This is a genomic window from Amycolatopsis sp. (assembly GCF_025464955.1).
GTDB lineage: Bacteria > Actinomycetota > Actinomycetes > Mycobacteriales > Pseudonocardiaceae > Amycolatopsis.
The window spans coordinates 1-22,409 of the sequence record NZ_JAODNM010000137.1 but is presented as its reverse complement, the minus strand read 5'-3'; the positions used below and the strand labels follow the sequence as shown (position 1 = coordinate 22,409).

Below are 22,409 nucleotides of genomic sequence, written 5' to 3'. Positions count from 1 at the left end.
CCTGAAGACACGCTGAGTACGTCAAACGCTGAGTACCTCAAACGAAACGGCCCGGCGGAAGCAACCGCCGGGCCTTTCGTTGTGTCGGACGACCTAATCCCGTCAGCCGTCCGACGTGACCGGTTTCCCTTTGTCAGGTAAGGGAACCGGTGTCCGTGAGATAGCGGGCATAGGCGCCCGTGGTCAGGAAGCTGGGCAGCTTTTCGCCGAGCGCGGTCTCCTCGAAAATCGCGCGGGCATCGTCGAGACGGTGGCCGGCACTGAGATCCGCACGCACCCGCTCAGCCTCCTCGTCGAGGTAGCCGTGCACCAGCTCGGCGGTCACCGCGGTGCCGTCGGCCAGCTTGGTGCCGTTGCGGATCCACTGCCACACCTGGCAACGCGCGATCTCCGCGGTGGCCGCGTCCTCCATCAGGTTGCTGATCGCGGCCGCGCCGGTACCGCGCAACCACGCGTCGACGTACCGCAGCGCGACGTTGATGTTGGCCCGCACGCCCGTTTCGGTGACCTCGCCACCGGCGCTGGCCACGTTGAGCAGGTCGTCCGCGCCGACCTCGACGTCGTCACGCAGCCGGCCGAGCTGGTTGGGCCAGCCGCCGAGCACTTCGTCGAAGACCTCGCGGCACACCGGCACCAGCCCGGGGTGCGCCACCCATGAACCGTCGAAGCCGTCGCCTGCCTCGCGTTCCTTGTCCTGGCGGACCTTGTCGAACGCGATCGTGTTGGCGTCCGGGTCCTTGCTCGGGATGAACGCGGCCATGCCGCCGATGGCGTGCGCGCCGCGCTTGTGGCAGGTACTCACCAGCAGCTCGCTGTAGGCCCGCATGAACGGGACCGTCATCGTGACCTGCGACCGGTCCGGCAGCACGAAGTCCGCACCCTGGTCGCCGAAGTTCTTGATCAGGCTGAAGATGTAGTCCCAGCGACCGGCGTTGAGCCCGGCCGCGTGCTCGCGCAGTTCGTACAGGATCTCGTCCATTTCGAACGCCGCGGTGATCGTCTCGATCAGCACGGTCGCCCGGATCGTGCCCTGCGGGATGCCGAGTTCGGCCTGCGCCAGCCGGAAGACGTCGTTCCACAGGCGCGCTTCGCGGTGGCTTTCCAGCTTGGGCAGGTAGAAGTACGGGCCGCTGCCGCGGGCGAGCAGCTGACGCGCGTTGTGGAAGAAGTACAGCCCGAAGTCGACCAGGCTCGCCGACACCGGGCGCCCGTCGATGCGGATGTGCTTCTCCACCAGGTGCCAGCCGCGAGGCCGCGCGACGATGGTCGCGGGGCTGTCGGCTATGGCGTAGCGCTTACCCGCGTCGGTGGTGAAGTCGATGTCGCGCCGGATGGCGTCGAAGAGGTTGAGCTGACCGTCGATCACGTTGTGCCAGGTCGGGGACGTCGCGTCCTCGAAGTCGGCGAGCCAGACCTTCGCGCCGGAGTTCAGCGCGTTGACCGCCATCTTGCGGTCGGTCGGGCCGGCGATCTCGACGCGGCGGTCTTCCAGGCCCGCGGCGGCACCGGCGACCATCCAGTCGTCCTCACGAATCCTGCGGGTCTCGGGGAGGAAGTCAAGCTTCTCCTCGCCGCTGGCGAGCCTCTCGCGGCGGAGCCTGCGGGCATCGAGCACCTCGCAGCGGCGTCCGGCGAACGCGTTGTCCAGCCGTGCGAGGAACGCCAACGCGGCCGGGGTGAGAATCTCGCCGAACCGCTCCTCGGCGGGCCCGGTGACCTCGATGCGATACGGGAACTTGTCAGCCATGATCGGAACCTTCCGAAGTGGGTCACCCCCAGAGCTCGTGAGCATTCTGGCCGCCTAGAACCCGCCTAGAACCAGCCGGAACGCTCACGAGCCCTAGAGGTGAGGCGGGCCTAGAACTGGGCTTCTTCGGTGCTGCCCTTCAGCGCGGTGGTCGAGCTCTCCGGGTTCAGCGCGGTCGCGACCTGGTCGAACCAGCCGGTGCCGACCTCACGCTGGTGCTTCGTGGCGGTGTAGCCCCGCGACTCGGCGGCGAACTCGCGCTCCTGCAGCTCGACGTACGCGGTCATGCCGTCGTTCGCGTAGCCCTGCGCCAGGTCGAACATCGAGTAGTTCAGCGCGTGGAAACCGGCGAGCGTGATGAACTGGAACTTGTAGCCCATGTGGCCGAGTTCGCGCTGGTATTTCGCGATCGTGGCGTCGTCCAGGTGCTTCTTCCAGTTGAACGACGGCGAGCAGTTGTACGCCAGCAGCTGGTCCGGGTTCTTCGCCTTGATGGCCTCGGCGAACTTCCGCGCGACCTCGAGGTCGGGCTCGGAGGTCTCCATCCACAGCAGGTCCGCGTAGTCGGAGTACGCCAGGCCACGCTCGATGCACGGCTCGATGCCGTTCCGCACGTGGTAAAAGCCCTCCGCGGTGCGCTCGCCGGTGACGAACTGCTTGTCGCGGTCGTCGACGTCGCTGGTGATCAGCGTCGCGGCCTGCGCGTCGGTGCGGGCGATGACCACGGTCGGGACGCCGGCGACGTCCGCGGCGAGACGGGCGGCGTTCAGCGTGCGCTCGTGCTGCTTGGTCGGGATCAGCACCTTGCCGCCGAGGTGGCCGCACTTCTTTTCCGAGGCGAGCTGGTCCTCCCAGTGCACGCCCGCGGCACCGGCGTTGATCATGCCCTTCATCAGCTCGAACGCGTTGAGCGGACCGCCGAAGCCTGCCTCGGCGTCGGCGACGATCGGGGCGAACCAGTCGGTGTCGGTATTGCCTTCAGCCCAGTTGATCTGGTCGGCGCGGCTCAGCGCGTTGTTGATGCGGCGGACGACCGCGGGCACCGAGTTGGCCGGGTAGAGACTCTGGTCCGGGTAGGTCTGGCCGGAAAGGTTCGCGTCGGCGGCGACCTGCCACCCGGACAGGTAGATGGCCTTGAGGCCGGCGCGCACCTGCTGCACGGCCTGGTTGCCGGTCAGCGCGCCGAGCGCGTGGATGTAGTCCTCGGTGTGCAGGAGGCTCCACAGCTTCTCCGCGCCACGGCGGGCGAGGGTGTTCTCTTCGACGACACTGCCGCGAAGCTTCACGACGTCGGCCGCGCTGTACGAGCGCTTGATGCCAGCCCACCGGGGGTCGGACTCCCACTGCTGGGCCAGCTCAGCTGCCGCCTGCGCCATTTGCTTGGCCTGCTCAGTCATCGTGAACGCTCCTTCTTGCCAACACTGCATCAACCTGGCGAATCATCTTGCGAACTTTGCGACGTCCGCTTGCTTGGTCGAACCATGACATGTCCAGGGAAAACAGATCCAGGTAGCCAACTTGCCAATTTCTGCGAAGGCTACGTATGTTAAGTGCGAAGGTTGCGAAGGACGACTTCGCGGCAGCGGGAAAAGGCGCGGACTTGATCGGTCTCTGAATCGGTCATGGCCGCAAACCTTGCGGACAGAGAGGCCGATGTGGACAAAACCTTCGCCGGCGCGAGACTGCGGCATCTGCGCGAAAGCCGGTCGATGAGCCAGGCCGACCTCGCTCGTGTGCTGGAGATCTCACCGAGCTACCTCAACCAGATCGAGCACAATTCACGCCCGCTGACCGTTCCCGTACTGCTTCGCATCACGGAGGCTTTCGGTGTCGACACGGAGTTCTTCGCCAACAACGACACGTCCCGCCTGGTCGCCGACGTCAAGGAAGCGCTGCTCGACGAGGCAATCGGCGTCGAGGCGTCGATGAGCGAGCTGAACGAGCTCGCGACCAACCTGCCGGCGATCGCGCAGGCGCTGGTCAAGCTGCACCGGAGCTATCGCAACTCGGTGGAGAACACCGCCGCGCTGACCATGGAAAACGGTACCGGCTTGCACGGCAGCGCCGCGGGCTCGCTGCCGCACGAGGAGGTTCGCGACTTCTTCTACGAGCGAGAGAACTACGTCGCCGAACTGGACGAACGCGCCGAGCGGATGGCCGCGGAGATCCCGCTGGAGCGGGGCACCGTCCTCAGCGCGTTGCAACGACGGCTGACCGAGCACTACGGCGTCACCGTCACCGCGGAGGGAATCGACGAAGCCGGCGGTGAGCTCCACCGGTACCAGCCCGCGTCCCGCACGCTGAGCCTTGCGCCGAGCCTGCGGATCGGGCAGCGGGCGTTTCGGATGGCTTCGCAGATCGCGCTGCTCGAATACGACGGCCTGATCACCGAACTGGCCGACTCGTGGGCGTTTTCCGGCCCCGCCGCACGTTCGCTCGCCCGGGTGGGGCTGGCGAACTACTTCGCGGGCGCGCTGATCCTTCCCTACGGCCCGTTCCACACCACGGCCGAGAACTTCCGCTACGACATCGAGCGGCTGTGCGACCATTTCGGGGTCGGCTTCGAGACGGTGTGCCACCGGCTTTCGACGTTGCAGCGGCCGAAACTGCGCGGGATCCCGTTCTCGTTCGTACGGGTCGACCGCGCGGGGAACATGTCGAAACGCCAGTCCGCGGCCGGTTTCCACTTCTCGCGGGTCGGCGGCGCGTGTCCACTGTGGAATATCTACGAGGCGTTCGCGTCTCCCGGCAAGATCCTCACCCAGATCGCGACCGTCCCGGACGGCAAGAGCTACTTCTGGGTCGCGCGGACGATCTCCCGCAATATCGGCGGGTACGGCAGCCCCGGCAAGACGTTCACAGTCGGGCTCGGCTGCGAACTCCGGCACGCAAAGCGGCTGGTCTACTCCACCGGCCTCGACCTCGACGACCGTGCCGCGGCGACCCCGATCGGGATGGGCTGCAAAGTCTGCGAACGCCCCGCCTGCACCCAGCGCGCGTTCCCGACGATCGGCAAGCAGCTGACCGTCGACGAGAACACCAGCACCTTCGTCCCCTACCCCGCCGTCCCGAAGCCGGGTTAAAGCGGTTCCACTGGAGGGGGCCGGCTGGCAGGCTGAGCGGATGAACGAATCAAGATTGGGGGTCGACTTCGGAAAAGTCATCAACGCCGGCAGGTCCGCGCCTGGCAAGGGCGACACCGTCTTCCTGTCCGGCGGTTACGACCAAGCCATGGCCACCCCAGCAAGCGCAGGCTGTTTCGACGCCCTCGCCCGTCTGACGGCACAGTTCGAAGGCCGCGTGTGGGTGGTCTCCAAATGCGGCGAACGCATCCAGCAGCGCACCGAACAGTGGCTCGATCACCACGACTTCTGGGCCCGCACCGGTATCGACAGCGACCAGCTCCGGTTCTGCCGACGGCGGCCGGACAAAGCGGTGCACTGCGCCGAGCTGGGAATCACCCACTTCGTCGACGACCGCGCCGACGTACTCGGCCATCTCCGCGACCTGGTCCCGCACCTCTACCTGTTCGGCCACCAGGGCACCCCGCCCCCGCCCTGGGTACGCCACACCCTCGACTGGGCCGACGTCGAACGCGAAATCGGCTTGGACACGCCCGCCTTGTCCAGCCGAGAAGGACGCACGAATGCGTAACCACCGAACATCACCAGCTGACGCCGTCCCCGGTCACGGCGCGCCACCGAAGCTGATCTCGTTAGCCTCGGCGTCGCGGTAGGTGACCTTTCGCACGCCGTTGCCGTACGTCTCCTGCTGAACGGGTTCGATGCCGCGCGCGGACATCGCGGCCATCCGCGCGTCGAGATCGTCGACGAACGCGGTGAGGACGGCATTCCCGGCTCGCTCGGGCCGCTGCACGATGTACAGGTACCGGTGTTCGGCGAGCTCCCACCCGGCATCGGCACCGCCCCACCCGGTCGTGGCAGGGCGCGGGAAGTAGATTCAGCATTCGTGCAAGGGATCGAAACCGTGAACGCAGCTATGGTCGAAGAAGCCGCACACCGCCTGGCCGGGGTGGTGACGCGGACGCCGCTCGAACCCAACGCGCGGTTGTCCTCGCAAGTAGACGCTCGTGTGTGGCTCAAACGCGAAGACCTGCAGACAGTGCGGTCCTACAAGGTCCGCGGCGCCTACAACTTCATCGTCCAGCTCGACGAAGGCACCCGCGACCGCGGCGTCGTGTGTGCCAGCGCGGGGAACCACGCGCAGGGCGTCGCGTACGCGTGTCGACGGCTCGGTGCCAACGGACGGGTGTTCGTGCCCGGTACGACGCCGCGTCAGAAGCGTCAGCGCATCGCCACGCTCGGCGGCGCACACATCGAGGTCATCGTGGTCGGCGAGACCTACGAGGACGCGTTCGCCGCGGCGAACGCGGAGGCCGAACGCACCGGCGCGACGCTGGTGCCGGCGTTCGACGACGTCCGCACGGTGGCCGGCCAGGGTACGGTCGCGCTGGAGGTCATCGACCAGCTCGGGTTCACCCCCGACCTCATGATCGTGCCGGTCGGCGGCGGCGGACTGATCGCCGGTGTCGCCAGCTGGGCAGCCGAACGCCATCCCGGGATGCGGATCGTGGGCGTGGAACCGGCGGGCGCGGCCAGCATGGCCGCCGCGCTCTCCGCCGGGCGCTCCGTGCCCGTCGACGACCTCGATTCGTTCGTCGACGGCGCGGCCGTCCGCCAGGCAGGCTTCGTCACCTATCCCCTGGTCCGCGACAGCGGCGCCGAGCTGACGTCGGTCACCGAAGGCGCGATCTGCACCGAGATGCTCACGATGTACCAGTCCGACGGCATCATCGCGGAACCCGCGGGCGCGCTGGCCACGGCCGCCTTGCGCGACGCGGTGAAGATCGAGCCAGGGCAGAGCGTCGTCTGCATCGTGTCCGGCGGGAACAACGACGTCAGCCGGTACGGCGAGATCCTGGAACGCTCCCTGGTCCACGAAGGGCTGAAGCACTATTTCCTCGTCGGCTTCCCACAGGAGCCCGGAGCGTTGCGTCGCTTCCTCGACGAGGTGCTCGGCCCGGACGACGACATCACGCGCTTCGAGTACATCAAGCGCAACAGCCGCGAGACCGGCCCGGCGCTGATCGGGATCGAGGTCGCGCGGGCTTCGGACCTCGGCGGCCTCCTGGAGCGGCTGGACCACAGCCCGCTGCAGGTCGAGCGGGTCGAACCGGGCAGTCCGCTGTTCCACTTTTTGTTGTAGGGACCGCCTGCTTTAGGTTGAAGGCATGTCAAGCAAGGTAACCGGCGTCCGCAGCCTGTACGAACTCAAAGAGCTCATCCATGGCGGTGTGCAGCCCGAATACCTGCTGTTCTTCGGCCACCGCCCACCGTACGGCGGAATCATCAACCAGACCTGCCTCAGCCAGTGGTGGCAGGCCGACTTCACCCTCGACGACGAGACGTACCGCTCGGCCGAGCATTTCATGATGGCGAGCAAGGCGATGCTGTTCGGTGACGACGAGACCGCGGAGAAGATCAGGCAGGACCCGAACCCCAAGAACGCCAAGATCCTCGGCCGCGAGGTCGCCGGGTTCGACAAGGACGAGTGGGAGGCGCACCGTTTCGACATCGTCGTCGACGGCAACCTCGCGAAGTTCTCGCAGCACCGCAAGCTGCTGAAGTACCTGCTCGGCACCGGTGACAGCGTCCTCGTCGAGGCGTCCCCGCACGACACGGTGTGGGGCATCGGCCTCGACCGCGACAACAAGGACGCCATCCGCCCCGACTACTGGCGCGGTCTCAACCTCCTGGGCTTCGCCCTGATGGAAGTCCGCGAGCAGCTCCGCGCCCACCCCGCCTGACCCACACATACGACACAAGAGCCACTTTTGCGCAAAGTGCCCTCGTGTGTCGTGTCCGGTGGGTGGCCGAGTGAACCGTTTCGTCGCAACTCGCCGTCGAGTTGCGGTACTTAGCGTCCGCAACCATCGCAACTCGCCGTCGAGTTGCGATGGTTGCGGAACCCGGTGTGGGACTCGGCTCCGTCAACGTGGCAGCGCTACTGGTCACCGAGGGTTTTCTGCAGGGCCTTGTTCGCCTTGCGGGCCATGTCGGCGATGGCTTCACGACGTGCGGCGTCGGCGGCGTAGTCGTCCTCGCGGTTGCGGACGACGCGCGCCGGCGTGCCGACGGCGATCGAGTAGTCCGGGATCTCGCCCCGGACCACCGAGTGCGCGCCGAGCACGCAACCGCGCCCGATCCGGGTGCCCTTGAGCACCGACACCTTGGTGCCGAGCCAGGTGTCCGGGCCGATCCGGACGGGCGCCTTGACGATGCCCTGGTCCTTGATCGGCACCGTGATGTCCGCGATGACATGGTCGAAGTCGCAGATGTACACCCAGTCGGCCACCAGCGTCGCGGCGCCGAGCTCGATATCGAGGTAGGCGTTGATCACGTTCTGCCTGCCGAAGACGGCCTTGTCCCCGATCCGCAGTGAGCCCTCGTGGCAGCGGATCGCGTTGCCGTCACCGATGTGCACCCAGCGGCCGATCTCCAGCCGTCCATAACCGGGACGGCAGTGGATCTCGACGTTCTTGCCGAGGAACAGCATCCCGCGCAGGATGATGTGCGGATTGGCGACCCGGAACTTCAGCAGCCGGTAGTACCGCACGAGGTACCACGGCGTGTACGCCCGGTTGCGCAGGATCCAGCGCAGCGAGTCGCCGGTCAGGAACTTGGCCTGCCTCGGGTCCCGCCGGGCTTGGCGCCAGGCACCCAGCCTGGACAAAACCGGCGCACCCCACATCGACGTCATGCCGCTGACCGTAACCTGTCGAGGGGACCGAACGGCACACAAGGGGACATCTATGGACACGAAGCTGATCATCGACACCGACCCGGGCATCGACGACGCCTTCGCGATCGCGCTGGCGGCGCTGAGCGCCGAGGTCGACCTGATCGGCGTGACCACGGTGTTCGGCAACGTCCCGCTCGCCTCGACCACGGTCAACGCGCGGCGGCTGTTGCAGCTGTGCGGGAGGCCGGACGTCCCGGTCGCGGCCGGCGCGGAACGTCCGCTCGTGCACCCGCAGCCGTTCACCGCCGCGTACGTCCACGGCTCCGACGGGCTGTCCGGCAAGTCCGGCACCCTGCCCGAGCCGACCCGTGAGCTCGAGCCCGTCGACGCGGTGTCGTTGCTGGTCCAGCTGCTGGAAGCGGCCGACGAGCCGGTCACCATCGCGCCGATCGGCCCGCTGACGAACATCGCGCTGCTGCTCGCCGCGCACCCGCACGTGCGCTCCAAGATCGGCCGCATCGTGATCATGGGCGGCGGCGTGACGTTCGGGAACACCACCCCGGTCGCCGAGTTCAACATCTGGAGCGACCCGGAAGCCGCCCGGCGGGTGCTCGTCGAGGAAACCGTCCCGTGTGTGCTCGTGCCGGTGGATCTGACCCACCGGTGCGCCGTGGACGCCGACTGGATCGCCAAACTCTCCGCGACCGGCCCGATCGGCGCCACGCTCGTCGGCCTGACCGGCAGCTACCAGAAGCACTATCCGAAGGCACTCGGCCGCCAGGCGATGGTGCTGCACGACACGGTCGCCGTCGCGGAGGCGATGAGCCAGGGCATCCTGCGCACCGAGACCTTCCCGATCGACGTCGACTGCGGCCTCGGCCCGAGCCGCGGGCAGACGCTGGTCGACCGGCGTCCGGCCACGGCCCACGAAGAGTCGCCGGAGGTCCGGTCGCCGGGCACGGTCGAGGTCGCGGTGGACACCGACCTGGACGGCCTGCGCGGGTTCGTGCTCGACGGCCTGTCCGGGAGCCGTCGATGACCGAACCAGCCGAACCAGCGCCCGCAGACGAGACAACACCCCGCCCGAGCAGGCGGAAGCTCGTCGTGACGCTGGCAGCCGTGGTCGTGGTGGCCGCCGCGCTGGTCGCGGCGATCCAGCTCGCGCCGGACACCCAGCCGAAGCCCGTCGCCGCGACCACGCCCGCGCCGACCCCGTCCGTAGCTCCGGTGGTCGTCACCGAGCCGACGAAGGTGCCGGCGAACACCGGCCAGGAGTTCGACGACTTCGCCCGCACCATGGGACAGCGCCTCGACATCCCCGAGCGGGCGATGATCGCGTACGCCAAGGCCACCAACCAGCTCACCAAGAACCAGCCGGGCTGCCACCTGTCGTGGGTCACGCTCGCCGCCGTCGGCAAGACGACGACCGACCACGGCCGCGCGGCCGGCGCCACGTTCGGCACCGATGGTGCCGCGTCGAAGGCGATCGGCGAAGTCGAGCTCCGGGACTTCTCCGGCAACAACGTGTCGACGCTGAACGCCGGCGGGCCGATGCAGCTTTCCTCGGCGCTGTGGACGAAATGGCAGCAAAGCGCGTCCGGCGCGAAGCCCAATCCACAGAACATCGACGACGCCGCGCTCACCACCGGACGCGCGCTCTGCGCCGACGGCCGCGACCTCTCGAACGGCGGCGCCTGGTGGACGGCGGTGTCCACGCTGCAGCCCGCACCGCTCTACCTGCACCGGACGCTGGCCACCCTCAACGTCTACGGCACGGCGGGCAACGCGAAAACGCCCCCAAAGCCGGCCGTGCTGGCGGCGGTGAACTTCGCGATCAGCAAGATCGGGCTGCCCTATGTCTGGGGCGGCAACGGCACCGGCGGCAACGACCCCGGGTTCGACTGCTCGGGCCTGACCACCGCCGCCTACGCGAGCGCGGGGATCACGCTGAGCCGGACGGCCGACTCGCAGTTCCGCAGCGTGCCGCACGTGACCGAACCCGCGCTCGGCGATCTCATCTTCTACGGCGTCCCGGCGACGAAGATCCACCACGTCGGGCTGTACATCGGCAACCAGCAGATGATCGACGCCCCGACCGAAGGACAGGCCGTCCAGGTGCACACCTACCGCAAACCCGGTGACGACTTCGCCGGCGCGGGCGACCCGGTCACCTAGCTGTAGCTTCCGCGGAATGCCCTGTCATGACTGCGATGGCGCGAGAAAAGGCAGTAGCAGGTCCAGCAGTTCCTTGGGCCGGTCGAGCGGGATGATATGGCCGCAATCCGGAATGAGGTGTCCAGTGAGGTCACTGGCCACGGGGCGCAGCTGTCGTTCCAGGGTCGCGCCGACCGGATGGGCGCCGATCGCCAGGGTGGGCATGGCAAGTCCGCCGTGCGCCACGGCGTCGCTGATCTGGCGGGCGCTGGTGGGCAGGGCGCGGTAGTAGGAAAAAGCGCAGCGCAGCGCGTCGGATCCGGTGTAGGCATCGATGAATGCGTTGCGGATCTCCAGTGGCACACCGCGGCTGCGGGTGCCCGCGTGCAGGAACCAGTCGATGTACTGCGCCTCGTGGCCGATCAGGACCGTTTCGGCGAGACCGGGGACAGCGTGGAATCCGAACCACCAGGGTGGGCCGGCGGCTAGGAAGTTCTCAGCGCCGGGCAGCGACCCCAGCAGTGATTCCATGACCACGAGTCGTCGTACCCGGTCCGGTCGTCGTAGCGCGAGCAGGGTGGCGGCGGAGACGCCGGCGTCGATGGCGACCACGGCTGCGGTGGGTTCGCCCAGGGCGTCGAGGATCCCGTCGATGTCGGCGGCCAGGGTGCCCGCGTCGTAGCCGTCGACGGCACGGGTGCTGGCCCCGAATCCGCGCAGGTCCGGGGCGATCACCCGGTGGCGCGTGGCCAGCGGGCCGATGACCTCATGCCAGAGCTGCCAGGTGTGCGGAAAACCGTGCAGCAGCACGACCGGCGGGCCCGTGCCGGCCGTCGCCACATTGGCGTGGATGCCGTTGGTCGCGATCCGCCTCAGCGTGATGGGAGAAGTGGGTATACCGGGCAAGGAGTCCTCCAAGTGGTCACCAGTGGTTACCAGTGGTTACCATGAAACGATAGGTAACCCCGATGGTGCTGCCAAGACGGCACCTTGCTGACAGGTGGTGAGGTCCAGGTGACCACTCGGACGGAGCGTGCGACCGGCGCCGCGCGTGGTGATCTGTTCTCGCCGGCGTGCCCGACCCGCCAGCTGCTGGACCGCATCGGCACGAAATGGACGTCGATGGCCATCAAGGTGCTCGCCGACGCCGCCCCGCAAGAGGTGCGGTTCGCCGAGTTGCGGCGGCGGATGCCCGGTGTCTCGCAGAAAATGCTGTCGGTGACCCTGCACAGCCTGGTCCGTGATGGTCTGGTCACGCGCAGAGTGGAGCCGACCGTGCCGCCACGGGTGCACTACCGGCTCACCGAACTGGGCTTGTCGCTGGAGATCCCGCTCGAGGCGGTTCGGGCCTGGGCAGAGCAGCACATGGCCGAGATCGACCGAATCAACGCGATCAACGACGCCCAGCCGACCGCTGACAACGGGTGACGCCGGCTGGGAAATGATTGGACGGGTGGTGCTCGGGCTTGTACCTTGCAGTCGACCGCGACACCGCCTGAGGAGGTGAGACCCATGAACGCTGTATCGATGTGGGTGCTCCCCCAACGCGTCACGGTCGGGCGATTGATGTAGGCGTCGCCGGGAGCGCCTCGACAACACGGCACTCCCGAAAGGCAACACCTGTGCACTCTCCTCAATTCACCGCCGAGCCGTCGCCGAACGATCGCGCGCCCCTCATGTTCGACGTGATCATTGCCGGGTGCGGGCCGACCGGCGCGATGCTGGCCGCCGAACTGCGGCTGCACGATGTTCGGGTACTCGTTCTGGAAAAGGAAACCGAGCCCAAGTCGTTCGTCCGCATAGTCGGTCTGCATATTCGCAGTCTCGAGTTGCTGGCAATGCGCGGACTGCTGGATCGATTTCTCGAACACGGAAGACAGCGTCCGGCCGGCGGATTCTTCGCCGCCATTCCCAAACCCGCGCCCCAGGGCCTGGATTCCGCGCACGCCTATCTGCTGGGCATTCCGCAGCCGGTCATCGAACGCCTGCTCGAAGAGCATGCGATCGAACTGGGTGCGCAGGTCCGGCACGGTTGCGCGGTCGCCGGTTTCGAGCAGGACGACGAGGGTGTGACCGTCGAGCTGGCCGAAACCGGGGAACAGCTGCGTTCGCGCTACCTCGTCGGCTGTGACGGCGGGCGCAGTACGGTGCGCAAACTGCTCGGCGTCGGCTTCCCCGGGGAGCCCTCGCGGACCGAGACGCTGATGGGCGAGATGGAAGTGGGTGTGCCGCAGGAGGAGATCGCCGCCCAGGTGACCGAACTCCGCGAAACCCATCAGGGATTCTGGCTCAGGCCCTTCGGCGACGGGGTCTATAGCGTCGTAGTCCCCGCCGCGGGAGTCAGGGACCGCGCGGAACCACCCACCCTCGAGGATTTCAAACAACAGTTGCGCGCTATCGCCGGAACCGATTTCGGCGTGCACTCCCCGCGCTGGTTGTCCCGCTTCGGGGACGCCACCCGGCTAGCCGAACGTTATCTGCTCGGGCGGGTGCTACTGGCCGGCGATGCGGCACACATCCATCCACCCACCGGAGGACAGGGTCTCAACCTGGGCGTTCAGGACGCGGTCAACCTCGGCTGGAAACTGGCCGCACAGATCCGCGGCTGGGCGCCGGAAACACTGCTGGACACCTACCAGGCCGAACGTCATCCGGTCGCCGCGGACGTGCTGGACAACACGCGCGCCCAGATGGAACTGGGGTCCACCGAACCAGGCCCGCGGGCCGTGCGCAGGCTGCTCACCGAACTGATGGACTTCGACGAGGTGAACCGCTATCTGATCGAGAAGATCACCGCGATCGGTATCCGCTACGACTTCGGCGACGGCCCCGACCTGCTCGGCCGCCGCCTGCGTGACATCGAAGTGAAACAGGGCCACCTCTACGGTCTGCTGCATCGCGGCCGCGGACTGCTGCTGGACCGCACCGAACGCCTGACCGTGGGCGGTTGGTCGGACCGAGTCGATTACCTCGCGGATCCCACCGCGGTACTGGATGTTCCGTCCGTCCTGCTACGCCCCGACGGCCACGTCGCCTGGATCGGCGACGATCAGCAGGACCTGGACGACCACCTCTCCCGCTGGTTCGGCAAGCCCGCCACCTAATTTCGCCTTGCGGTCAGTCGAGGACCGCGGTGGCCTCGACCTCGACCATGACGTCGGGCTCGGCCAGCGCGGCGACGCCGATCCCGGTGAGCGGCGGCATCGGCGTGACGCCCAACTTCGCCGACGCCCGGGCGACCCCCTCCGCGAAGCAGGGGCATCTTGGCGGGGGTCCAGTCGACGAGGTAGACGGTCAGTTTCACCACGTTGTCGAACGAGCCGCCGACCTCGGCCAGCGCGGTGCCGATGTTGAGGTAGCACCGCTCGGCCTGGGCTGCGAAGTCGCCTTCGCCGACTTTGCCGCCGTCGGCGTCGCGGGCGATCTGGCCGGCGATGAAGACCAGCTTCGATCCGGTGGCGACCGCAACCTGCCGGTAGATGTCGACTTTCGGCAGTACCCGAAGCGCTTCCTGGCGATCGTCACCGACGCCATCGAAACCGCCGCCGCCGACCGTCCCACCCGCGTCCGGATCTCCCCGATCGACGTCGCCAAGACCCTGCTGAGCGACGTCCGCCGGCATCAAGCACGAAGTGGGCACTCGCGACGAGTTCCGAGCGCGGATGACCACCGCGATCGACCTCTACCACGCGCGCTGACCACACCTGTCACGGCCACTTCCGGCAGCTTCTCGCGCAGCGCCGAAGAACCGAGCCGGTCGCGCAAAACTACGACATCGCGTTTTCCGGAACGGGCGGCCGCGCGGACAGCCTCGCGAAGCAGCGCGATGCCGCTCTCCCGGTCGGGGTGTTCGCCCCACAGGTCCGCGCCGGTGAGCCGCATCGCGCCGTAGCCGATGCGTCCGGCCGGCAAGTCGCCGCCGATAGTGACCGTAGTCCGTTCGGGCATCGCGTTCGCTCTTTCCGGTGAGGTAAGGGAACCGTTGCCCCGGCGCTCATGCCTCTACGGTCGCGCACCCGGGAAGGCCCAGCCATGGAAGAAGTTGCCTAGGCAGACCAGTACCAGGCGAACCACCGCCCACTGGTCCACACTGGAACCATGCCGCGCCGCGATAACCCGTCAACCGGCCGTGTCGACGGCACCGGGTTGGGCGATTTCCTGCGCGCCCGCCGTGCCGCCGTCGAGCCGCACCAGGCCGGCCTGCCCGACGACGGCCGACTCCGCAGGGTCCCGGGCCTGCGTCGCGAGGAACTGGCCCAACTCGCGCACGTCAGCGTCGACTACATCGTGCGGCTTGAGCAGGGCCGCTCCAGCCGGGCCTCCAGCACTGTCCTCGACGCGCTCGCCGACGCGCTGCACCTCGCCCCGGACGAGCGCGCCTACCTGTTCACCGTGGCGGAGGTGGCGCCGCCCGCCCGCGTACGGGCGCCGGGCCCGCCGAAGGTCGCCACGCAACTGAAGCAACTGATCGCCGGGATGCACGACATCCCGGCCATGGTCCTGCATCGCGGGATGGACGTGCTCGCCTGGAACCGGCCGGCAGTGGCCCTGTTGACCGACTTCGGAGCGCTTGCGCCGGCGCACCGAAACCTGATCCGGCTGACCTTCCTCGACCCTGACTTCCGGGCCCTGTACACGGATTGGCCGCGGGCCGCCCGGGAATGCGTCGCGGTCCTGCGCATGGAAGCCGGCCGCCACCCCGACGACCCCGGCCTGACCGCGCTGGTCGGTGAACTCAGCGTCCGCGACCCCGATTTCCGTACCTGGTGGGCAGGCCACCAGGTACGCGGACCTCGGCAACTGCGCAAGACCTACCGCCATCCGATGGCAGGCGAGCTCACGCTGGACGTCCAGCAGTTCTCCGTGGACACCCACCCCGACCAGCTTCTGGTGGCCTATTCCGCGGCACCCGACACCCCGTCCGCCGAGGCGCTGCGATTCGTGCTCCAGTGGGCCGAACGGCCCGCGAACCAGCCGGACTAGCAGGAGTTCCGACGCACGAGGACGGTCACCAGGTGACGGGGAGTTCGTTGACGCCCTGGATCGTCGTGCCCGGCCGCAACGTCAGCTCCTCCACCGGAACGGCGAGGCGCAGGGTGGGAATCCGGTCGAACAGCGCGGTGATGATCACTTCGAGCTCCAGGCGTGCCAGGTTCTGGCCGAGGCACTGGTGCACGCCGTAGCCGAACGCGATGTGGTGCCGGGCCGAGCGACGCACGTCGAACGTGTCCGGGTCCTCGAAGACCGAGCCGTCGCGGTTGGCGATCGAGTTGGGCACGATGACACCCTCGCCGGCTCGGATGACCTGGCCACCGATCTCGATGTCGGCCGTCGCGATGCGGCTGCCGGCCAGGTCGGCGATGGCCAGGTAGCGCAGCAGCTCCTCCACCGCACCCGGGACGAGACTGGGGTCGGCGCGCAAGGCCGCCAGCTGGTCCGGGTGCGCCAGCAGGGTGATCACGCCCAGCGAGGTCATCGACGCCGTCGTCTCGTGGCCGGCGACGAGCAGCAGGAGCGCGGACGCGATGAGCTCCTCGCGGTCGATCTCGCCGTTCGCCAGTTGATCGGCCACCAGACTGTTGAGCAGGCCAGGCCGAGGCTCGGCCTGCAGCTGGGTGATCAACCCGTCCAGGTACTCGTTGAGGTCGATGCGCGCGGCCCTGAGCCCCTCGGCGTCCGTCGACTGCACGAGCCGCCTGCTGGCGTCCTGGAAGAACTCGTGATCGGTGTAGGGCACGCCGAGCATCTGGCAGATCACCATCGAGGGCACGGCCAGCGCGAACTGACTGACCAGGTCGGCGGTCGGGCCGGCCGCGAGCATGTCGTCTATGAAGCCGTGGACGATCCGCTCGATGTCGCCGCGCATCCCCTTGATGTGCTTCACGGTGAAGTCGCTGATGACCATCCGCCGCTTCGGGCCGTGCTCCGGCGGATCCATGCTGATGAACGCCTGGGGCTGCCCACGAAACCCCTTGACGCGCGGTGAAACCGCCGGGAAGTCCTCGTGGTTGCGGTCGGACGACAGGCGGGGATCACCGAGCAGCTTGCGCGCCGCCCCGTGCTTGGTCACCACCCACGCCTCGCGTCCGTCGAAGAGGTTCACCTTGCGCAGCGCGCTCTCCTCGTCGCGCAGCCGGGCGTACCCCTCGGGCAGCTGGTACGGACAGGTGCGATCGTCCGGGAAAACCGGGGCGTCCTCAGTCTGCGATGTCACAACAGTCTCGGTCATCGATCCCCCTTGAGTCTCCAGTCAGCGAATAACTGACTGTTAAGGAACTGTCAGTACTCTAACTCGTAGACTAAGGTGCCCGATAGGGAACGCAATGATCTCTCAGTAAACTCTCAGGAGTCAGGCTGTCACTGAACGTCGAAGAAACCGTCAAATCGGCCGTCGACCACCGCAAAGGACCTCGCCGCCGCGGTGAGGAGCTGGAGCACGCCATTTTGACGGCGACACTCGAGGAACTCACCGAAACGGGCTACGCCTCGCTGACCATGGATCGGGTCGCCGCCCGAGCACGCACCAGCAAGGCCGCGCTCTATCGCCGCTGGTCCGGCCGAGCCGAACTGGTAATCGACGCCTGCAGCATGCACGGCGTCTCCGATTTGGACCCGCCCGACACCGGCGACCTCCGGGCGGACGTGCTCACCCTGCTGCGGCAGGTCTCGGCAAAAATGACCAGCCCGCTCGGCGGCATACTCCGCGGCCTGCTCGCCGAGATGACCCGCGACGAGGAGTTCGCACGGCTGATCCGGGAACGGCTCCACTCCGCCGGCCCCACCGCGATCAGCGTCATCCTGGCGCGGGCCGTCGAACGCGGCCAGGTGGAACCCCGGATACTCACTTCCCGGCGCGCCACGGTCGCGACCGACCTGCTGCGCAACCAGTTCCTGCTGTACGGCGCGCCCGTCGACGACGAGGTCATCATCGACATAGTCGACGAGGTCTTCCTGCCGCTGGTCCTGAACCAGCGGGAAGACACTAGTTCGGTAAGCGGGTGAAACCGCCGAGGTGCTGCGGGAAGATCGTGACCGGCACACCGGAACCTGCTGCTGCTTTGAGCATGTCGAGGATCGCTTCGGTGGGCTGGCCGTAGATACGGATATTGGTCGTTCCCTCCAGCGTTTCCTTGTACGACAGCTCGGTTAGGTCCGCCAGCACCCGCATGTGGTGCTCGAACGAGTCGGTGTCCGGGTGGATCTGGACGTACTCGACCTCGGTTCCGTCCTCGTTCTGATACTCGTGGAAGCCGATCGTGCGCGGCTCGTTGTCATGGATGAACTGCACCCAGCCGGGCACGCGGCGCTGCTCGCCCTCGATCTTGCCCTCGCGGACTTTGTTGGTGGCCACGAAGATGAACGGTCCTGACATTGGTGAACTCCTCAGTTTCCGTACTGTGCTTGAAATGACGGTGTTGCTCAGATGTCTCGCTGAAGCGGTTCCGTGCCGGGCGCGGGAACCAGGGCACTCCAGAGCGCGCTCGGGCGCCCCACAGCCGCTTCGCGGAACTCCTCCCAGTACTTCTGCGGGCCGAGAATCCGCTTCGCGGTCGGGATCGCGACCGAATCGGGGCCCGAGTAGTACCGGACCTGGTCGGCCACGGGGTTGAGCACGGCCTGGTAGATCACGTCCGCGGTGACCTGCGGCGAAGACCCGGTCATCGGCGTGACACCGAAGAACGATCCGATGCCTGCCTGGTAGTCCTCGGGCACGTCGGCCGCCGCGTCGATCTTCGCGAAAATCCTGGTGGCGTGCTGGCCGGGCATGATCGCGCGAACAACGACGCCGAACTCGGCCATCTCCATGCTCAGGCCCTCACTCAGCGTAGCGACAGCCGCCTTCGAGGCCGCATACACCGCGTTGTACGGGTAACCCTGCTCAGCGGTGAGGGACGAGATGTTCACGATCGCCCCCGAGCGCTGCAGCCGGAAGTGCGGGAGGAACGCCTTGGTGATCGCGACCAGACCGAAGACGTTGGTCTGGAACTGCCGATGCACCTGGTCCATCGTCGTGGCCTCGAGCGGGCCCATCTGGTACGAGCCGGCGTTGTTGACCAGCGCGTCGACGCGGCCGAAGGCCTCCAGCGCCTGCTTGGCGAATCCAGCAGCCGCCGCTTCGTCGTCGACGTCGAGCAGCAGGGTCTTGACCTGCGGATCCCCGTCGTGGATCTTCAGGTCGGCTTCCTTGCGCACGGTGGCGACGACGTTCCACCCCTGGGCGGAGAACTTGTCGACGGTGGCCCTGCCCAGCCCGGTCGCGGTGCCGGTAATGACAATAACCTTACTCACAGTGATACCTCACATTTACGCGTCCAGTGGACTCTTACATGAACGACTATAGCGGTCCACTGGACCTATATCAAGAGTCCGGTGGACCACTACAGTGGGATGCAGCACAGCCGTCATCCGAAAGAGGGACATGCCGTGGAGTCCGAACCAGCGGGCGCCGACTTCCAGCGCGCCCGCAAGCCCGAGCAGCGCGAGGTACGCAGGCGGGCCATCCTCGACGCGGCACAGGAACTGCTGAGCGAGTTCCCGGCGGCGGACATCAGCCTGCGTGAAATCGCTCGACGGCTCGGCGGCTCGAAGTCCGGGATCGTGCGGTATTACGAGACGCGCGAGGCGCTGTTCCTGGAGCTGCTGCAGCGCGCTATGCAGGAATGGCTGGACGAGGTCGAGCACCGCCTGCCCGCAGACAGCGATCCCGTCACGCCCCGCGAAGTCGCTGAGGTCTGGGCCACTTCACTCGCCGAGCGGCCAATGTTGGCCGAGCTGTGGAGCATGCTGCCCGCGGTGCTGGAGCGCAACGTGTCGGCGGAGTCGATCCGCAGTTTCAAGCTCGTCAACCGTCAAAACCTGCTCCGGCTCGCAGGCTTGGTCGCGGCACGGTTGCCCGGACTGAGCGACCCGGCCGCCGTGGAACTCGCCAACGCGTCAGTCTCCTTCCTCGTCGGGCTCTGGCCCTTCGCCAACCCCACCCCCACAATCCGTGAAGCCATTGAAGATCCGCGCCTGGCGGCCTCGCGGATCGACTTCGTGCGGTCGTTCAGCCGCACACTGGAAGTGCTCATCGCCGGACTGATCCAGCTCACCTAAATCCGTTGGTGTGAGCGGGGAAACCCGAGTTGGATACCGCCCATGGCCGAAACCCGCGGTACCTGCGATGAGCGGTTCGAAGCAGTACATGACGCCCTGGCGGCGTCCCTGGACGATCAGGACGTCGGCGCCTCCGTCGCGGTCTACCTGGATGACGAGGCGGTCGTCGATATTTGGGGTGGCTACGCCGATGCGGAACGCACACGGCCATGGGAACGCGACACGATCACCTGCGTCTGGTCCACCACGAAGACGATGACAGCGCTGTGCGCGTTGATCCTCGCCGATCGCGGCGAGATCGACCTGGACGCGCCGGTGGCGACCTACTGGCCCGAATTCGCCGCCGCGGGCAAGGAAAGGGTGCTGCTGAGGCATGTACTCGGCCATACCTCAGGCTTGTCGACGTGGCATGAGCCGGTACCGACAGAGCAGCTCTACGACTGGTCGGCGATGACGACGTTGCTGGCCGAACAGGCTCCGAGCTCGGAACCCGGTATGGCGGGCGCCTATCACGCGGCCACCCAGGGATATCTGCTCGGCGAAGTCGTACGCCGAGCCACCGGCCGCAGCCTCGGGACCTTCTTCGCCGAGGAGGTTGCCGGGCCGCTGGGGGCCGACTTCCACATCGGGTTGTCCGCCGAGCACGACCACCGGGTCGCCCCGATGATCCCGCCCGACACCAGGGCACCCGAGATAGTCGCCCTGGGTCCGGGAAATCCGCCGATCCCGCCGGAGATCGCCAATGCCGAGGCGTGGCGGCGGGCGGAAATCCCGTCCGCGAACGGGTTCGGCAACGCACGATCGGTGGCGGCGGTGCAGTCGGTACTTGCCTGCGGCGGTCGGGCGCGAGGCGTGCAACTGTTGTCGGAGGCCGGTTGTGAACGCGTTCTGGAGGAACAGTTCTTTGGCGAGGACGAGATTCTCGGTGCGCGGATCCGTTACGGCATGGGCTACAGCGTGCGGGGCAGGACCTGTTCATGGGGCGGCCGGGGCGGTTCGATCGTGATCGTCGACTTGGACACGCACCTGACCGTGGCGTACGTGATGAACCGGATGCTCGAGCAAGGACCACTGGGCGACGACCGCGGCTTGGCTGTCGTGATGGCCGCCTACGACGGACTGATGTGATGGGGTTTTGCGGGCGGGTTCTCTTTGACCGCAGCAACGACTGGGGCCGGCGGGAGGTTCGCGGAGCGGATCTGAGAGCCGCTCCGTCGCGCGTTCAATGGTCGTAAGGACAACAACGTAGCCACGGTTACGTTAGGCAACCGCGCTCGTGGGCCTGTTGCAGCTGTGAGTGACACGGTTTGCAGGCAGCCGGCTGCGAAAGTCACTTCTCGCACCGTAATTCGCTACGAAAGTGGATTTCGCGGCCACTCGATGATTACGTTACGCGATAATTCATATCACCTGAACGTGTTTCGATTGTACGTTCGATCTAAGGTAGAATAAAGGAGTGCCCAGCGTAACGACCACCCTCCCCGATCCCGCCGATATCCGGCGCGCCAATCCGGCGACACTGGTCGAGTACGCCCGGGTCATCACCCGGGAAATGAACCGGTACACCGCGCTGCTGGGGCTCGTGGTCACCAAAACCGAGACCGACGGCATCAAGGCCACCCATCAGTACAACTCGGCGGTGCAGTGGTTGATGCATACGACGGGGTTGTCCGAGCCTGCCGCGCGTCAGATCGTGGTCCGTGCCCGCGGCACCAACTCCTTGTACGCCATCGACGGGACAGAGGTCCCCGGTGTCGCACCCCTGACCGGGCTCGCCGCACTGGCCGGTGCTCTCACTCCCGCGCATGTCGACGTCATCGTGAAAACGATGACGGCCATCCCGGCGACCGTGTCGGACGAAGACCGGACGGCCGCGGAGAAAATCCTGGTTAACCTTGCCGTCAACGCGTCCCCTGTCGAGGTGAAGAAAGCCGGCGACCGGATCCTCGACACCCTCGACCCGGATGGGCCGGAGCCGAAGGATCCGCCGGAGAGACCGGAGCGGGAGCTGTCGTTCCAGGAACACCGCGACGGGTCCGCGACCCTCAAAGGCAAGCTCGACAACCTCGCCTACGCCCAACTCCGCGCCGCCCTCGACCCCCTCGCGAAACCGCACTCGACGAAAGAGGAAGGCCGCGACACCCGCAGCCAATGGGAACGCCACGCCGACGCGCTGGTTGACCTGGTCCGCCTCGCCATGACGGTGGACGAGATCCCGACCCACGGTGGTGACCGTGTCCATGTGGGGGTCACCGTGGACTACGAAACACTCAAGTCCGGCATCGGAACGGCGATGCTCGACTACGGTGGCGTCATCACGGCAGCGGAGGCACGCATGCTCGCCTGTGACTGCAAGGTGATCCCCGCTGTTCTCGGGACCGAGAGTGAACAGATGGATCTAGGTCGGTCCAAGCGCATCATCACCACCGGACAACGACGACGACTCGTCATGCGAGACCGCGGATGCGCGTTTCCCGGTTGCAACAAACACGCTAAACACACTGAGGGTCACCACATTATTTTTTGGATCCTAGGTGGGCCAACCGACCTGAACAACTTGACCCTCCTTTGTGAACGGCACCACCGATTAATACATTGTGGTGGTTGGGAAGTACGAATGGGCGGTGACGGGAGACCGGACTTCATCCCG

The 22,409-nt window shown here is 67.0% G+C and carries 22 protein-coding genes and 1 pseudogene; 13 read left to right on the top strand and 10 right to left on the bottom strand.

Annotation, left to right across the window (positions count from 1 at the left end; genetic code table 11):
• Positions 1–133: 133 nt before the first annotated feature.
• Both aceB and aceA read right to left on the bottom strand, forming a co-directional pair.
• On the bottom strand, positions 134–1,747 hold the full coding sequence (gene aceB / locus JWQ81_RS35190; protein WP_297548375.1) for a malate synthase A: 1,614 nt from the start codon (positions 1,745–1,747) through the stop codon (positions 134–136).
• A gap of 110 nt (positions 1,748–1,857) precedes the next feature.
• A complete protein-coding gene (aceA, locus tag JWQ81_RS35185; protein ID WP_297548373.1) occupies positions 1,858–3,144 on the bottom strand; it encodes an isocitrate lyase in 1,287 nt (428 codons plus the stop codon).
• 258 nt (positions 3,145–3,402) lie between these two features.
• On the opposite strand from aceA, the gene JWQ81_RS35180 reads away from it, so the two are divergent.
• Positions 3,403–4,830: a short-chain fatty acyl-CoA regulator family protein gene (locus tag JWQ81_RS35180; protein ID WP_297548529.1), complete on the top strand. Its 1,428-nt coding sequence runs from the start codon at positions 3,403–3,405 to the stop codon at positions 4,828–4,830.
• A gap of 40 nt (positions 4,831–4,870) precedes the next feature.
• Positions 4,871–5,401: a hypothetical protein gene (locus tag JWQ81_RS35175; protein ID WP_297548371.1), complete on the top strand. Its 531-nt coding sequence runs from the start codon at positions 4,871–4,873 to the stop codon at positions 5,399–5,401.
• Positions 5,402–5,434: 33 nt separating this feature from the next.
• On the opposite strand, the gene JWQ81_RS35170 is transcribed toward JWQ81_RS35175, so the two are convergent.
• Positions 5,435–5,623, bottom strand: coding sequence for a hypothetical protein (locus JWQ81_RS35170; RefSeq protein WP_297548369.1), 189 nt, complete (start codon positions 5,621–5,623; stop codon positions 5,435–5,437).
• A 93-nt stretch (positions 5,624–5,716) separates the two neighbouring features.
• On the opposite strand from JWQ81_RS35170, the gene ilvA reads away from it, so the two are divergent.
• Together ilvA and JWQ81_RS35160 are read left to right on the top strand one after the other, a co-directional pair.
• Positions 5,717–6,973, top strand: a complete 1,257-nt coding sequence (ilvA, locus tag JWQ81_RS35165; protein WP_297548367.1) for a threonine ammonia-lyase IlvA — start codon at positions 5,717–5,719, stop codon at positions 6,971–6,973.
• Between the two features lie 25 nt (positions 6,974–6,998).
• Positions 6,999–7,574 (top strand): NADAR family protein, encoded by a 576-nt coding sequence (locus JWQ81_RS35160; protein WP_297548365.1) that lies wholly within the window; start codon positions 6,999–7,001, stop codon positions 7,572–7,574.
• Positions 7,575–7,771: 197 nt separating this feature from the next.
• Here the strand turns inward: JWQ81_RS35160 and JWQ81_RS35155 are convergent, their stop codons facing one another.
• A complete protein-coding gene (locus JWQ81_RS35155; protein ID WP_297548363.1) occupies positions 7,772–8,527 on the bottom strand; it encodes an acyltransferase in 756 nt (251 codons plus the stop codon).
• A gap of 52 nt (positions 8,528–8,579) precedes the next feature.
• On the opposite strand from JWQ81_RS35155, the gene JWQ81_RS35150 reads away from it, so the two are divergent.
• A complete protein-coding gene (locus JWQ81_RS35150; protein ID WP_297548361.1) occupies positions 8,580–9,548 on the top strand; it encodes a nucleoside hydrolase in 969 nt (322 codons plus the stop codon).
• Entirely contained in the window at positions 9,545–10,684 is a 1,140-nt protein-coding gene (locus tag JWQ81_RS35145) for a C40 family peptidase (RefSeq protein ID WP_297548359.1), read from the top strand. The genes JWQ81_RS35150 and JWQ81_RS35145 overlap by 4 nt, the downstream gene beginning before the upstream one ends.
• 24 nt (positions 10,685–10,708) lie before the next feature.
• Here JWQ81_RS35145 and JWQ81_RS35140 read toward each other — a convergent pair whose 3' ends face one another.
• On the bottom strand, positions 10,709–11,560 hold the full coding sequence (locus tag JWQ81_RS35140) for an alpha/beta hydrolase (protein ID WP_297548527.1): 852 nt from the start codon (positions 11,558–11,560) through the stop codon (positions 10,709–10,711).
• A 117-nt stretch (positions 11,561–11,677) separates the two neighbouring features.
• On the opposite strand from JWQ81_RS35140, the gene JWQ81_RS35135 reads away from it, so the two are divergent.
• Positions 11,678–12,091, top strand: coding sequence for a helix-turn-helix domain-containing protein (locus JWQ81_RS35135; protein WP_297548357.1), 414 nt, complete (start codon positions 11,678–11,680; stop codon positions 12,089–12,091).
• A gap of 248 nt (positions 12,092–12,339) precedes the next feature.
• Positions 12,340–13,767: a rifampin monooxygenase gene (rox, locus tag JWQ81_RS35130; protein WP_297548525.1), complete on the top strand. Its 1,428-nt coding sequence runs from the start codon at positions 12,340–12,342 to the stop codon at positions 13,765–13,767.
• A 13-nt stretch (positions 13,768–13,780) separates the two neighbouring features.
• On the opposite strand, the pseudogene JWQ81_RS35125 reads toward rox, so the two are convergent.
• Positions 13,781–14,159: pseudogene (locus tag JWQ81_RS35125) on the bottom strand (RidA family protein).
• Between the two features lie 125 nt (positions 14,160–14,284).
• A complete protein-coding gene (locus tag JWQ81_RS35120; protein ID WP_297548355.1) occupies positions 14,285–14,611 on the bottom strand; it encodes a hypothetical protein in 327 nt (108 codons plus the stop codon).
• Between the two features lie 150 nt (positions 14,612–14,761).
• On the opposite strand from JWQ81_RS35120, the gene JWQ81_RS35115 reads away from it, so the two are divergent.
• A complete protein-coding gene (locus tag JWQ81_RS35115) occupies positions 14,762–15,646 on the top strand; it encodes a helix-turn-helix transcriptional regulator (RefSeq protein WP_297548353.1) in 885 nt (294 codons plus the stop codon).
• A gap of 25 nt (positions 15,647–15,671) precedes the next feature.
• Here JWQ81_RS35115 and JWQ81_RS35110 read toward each other — a convergent pair whose 3' ends face one another.
• Positions 15,672–16,892 (bottom strand): cytochrome P450, encoded by a 1,221-nt coding sequence (locus JWQ81_RS35110; RefSeq protein ID WP_297548351.1) that lies wholly within the window; start codon positions 16,890–16,892, stop codon positions 15,672–15,674.
• 215 nt (positions 16,893–17,107) lie between these two features.
• Here JWQ81_RS35110 and JWQ81_RS35105 point away from each other — a divergent pair, with 215 nt between their 5' ends.
• The gene (locus JWQ81_RS35105; protein WP_297548349.1) at positions 17,108–17,665 is read left to right on the top strand and encodes a TetR/AcrR family transcriptional regulator; all 558 of its coding nucleotides are present in this window, start codon (positions 17,108–17,110) and stop codon (positions 17,663–17,665) included.
• On the opposite strand, the gene JWQ81_RS35100 is transcribed toward JWQ81_RS35105, so the two are convergent.
• Both JWQ81_RS35100 and JWQ81_RS35095 read right to left on the bottom strand, forming a co-directional pair.
• Complete coding sequence (locus JWQ81_RS35100; RefSeq protein WP_297548346.1) at positions 17,646–18,035, bottom strand: hypothetical protein; 390 nt, start codon at positions 18,033–18,035, stop codon at positions 17,646–17,648. The two genes, JWQ81_RS35105 and JWQ81_RS35100, sit on opposite strands and share 20 nt — an antisense overlap.
• 47 nt (positions 18,036–18,082) lie before the next feature.
• Positions 18,083–18,952 carry an SDR family NAD(P)-dependent oxidoreductase gene (locus JWQ81_RS35095; protein WP_297548344.1) on the bottom strand — a complete coding sequence of 290 codons (870 nt, stop codon included), beginning with the start codon at positions 18,950–18,952 and terminating at the stop codon, positions 18,083–18,085.
• A 135-nt stretch (positions 18,953–19,087) separates the two neighbouring features.
• Here JWQ81_RS35095 and JWQ81_RS35090 point away from each other — a divergent pair, with 135 nt between their 5' ends.
• The 3 genes from JWQ81_RS35090 to JWQ81_RS35080 all read left to right on the top strand — a co-directional run.
• Positions 19,088–19,759, top strand: coding sequence for a TetR family transcriptional regulator (locus JWQ81_RS35090; RefSeq protein ID WP_297548342.1), 672 nt, complete (start codon positions 19,088–19,090; stop codon positions 19,757–19,759).
• Positions 19,760–19,801: 42 nt separating this feature from the next.
• On the top strand, positions 19,802–20,887 hold the full coding sequence (locus JWQ81_RS35085) for a serine hydrolase (protein WP_297548340.1): 1,086 nt from the start codon (positions 19,802–19,804) through the stop codon (positions 20,885–20,887).
• 328 nt (positions 20,888–21,215) lie between these two features.
• On the top strand, positions 21,216–22,409 hold a 1,194-nt coding region (locus JWQ81_RS35080), incomplete at its 3' end, for an HNH endonuclease signature motif containing protein (protein WP_297548338.1).

Excerpts from the sequence above, each read along its gene's own strand:
- aceB (WP_297548375.1), bottom strand. The coding sequence starts at position 1,747 with ATGGCTGACAAGTTCCCGTATCGCATCGAGGTCACCGGGCCCGCCGAG.
- aceA (WP_297548373.1), bottom strand. The coding sequence starts at position 3,144 with ATGACTGAGCAGGCCAAGCAAATGGCGCAGGCGGCAGCTGAGCTGGCC.
- JWQ81_RS35175 (WP_297548371.1), top strand. The coding sequence starts at position 4,871 with ATGAACGAATCAAGATTGGGGGTCGACTTCGGAAAAGTCATCAACGCC.
- JWQ81_RS35160 (WP_297548365.1), top strand. The coding sequence starts at position 6,999 with ATGTCAAGCAAGGTAACCGGCGTCCGCAGCCTGTACGAACTCAAAGAG.
- JWQ81_RS35155 (WP_297548363.1), bottom strand. The coding sequence starts at position 8,527 with ATGACGTCGATGTGGGGTGCGCCGGTTTTGTCCAGGCTGGGTGCCTGG.
- JWQ81_RS35150 (WP_297548361.1), top strand. The coding sequence starts at position 8,580 with ATGGACACGAAGCTGATCATCGACACCGACCCGGGCATCGACGACGCC.
- JWQ81_RS35145 (WP_297548359.1), top strand. The coding sequence starts at position 9,545 with ATGACCGAACCAGCCGAACCAGCGCCCGCAGACGAGACAACACCCCGC.
- rox (WP_297548525.1), top strand. The coding sequence starts at position 12,340 with ATGTTCGACGTGATCATTGCCGGGTGCGGGCCGACCGGCGCGATGCTG.
- JWQ81_RS35120 (WP_297548355.1), bottom strand. The coding sequence starts at position 14,611 with ATGCCCGAACGGACTACGGTCACTATCGGCGGCGACTTGCCGGCCGGA.
- JWQ81_RS35115 (WP_297548353.1), top strand. The coding sequence starts at position 14,762 with ATGCCGCGCCGCGATAACCCGTCAACCGGCCGTGTCGACGGCACCGGG.
- JWQ81_RS35110 (WP_297548351.1), bottom strand. The coding sequence starts at position 16,892 with ATGACCGAGACTGTTGTGACATCGCAGACTGAGGACGCCCCGGTTTTC.
- JWQ81_RS35100 (WP_297548346.1), bottom strand. The coding sequence starts at position 18,035 with ATGTCAGGACCGTTCATCTTCGTGGCCACCAACAAAGTCCGCGAGGGC.
- JWQ81_RS35085 (WP_297548340.1), top strand. The coding sequence starts at position 19,802 with ATGGCCGAAACCCGCGGTACCTGCGATGAGCGGTTCGAAGCAGTACAT.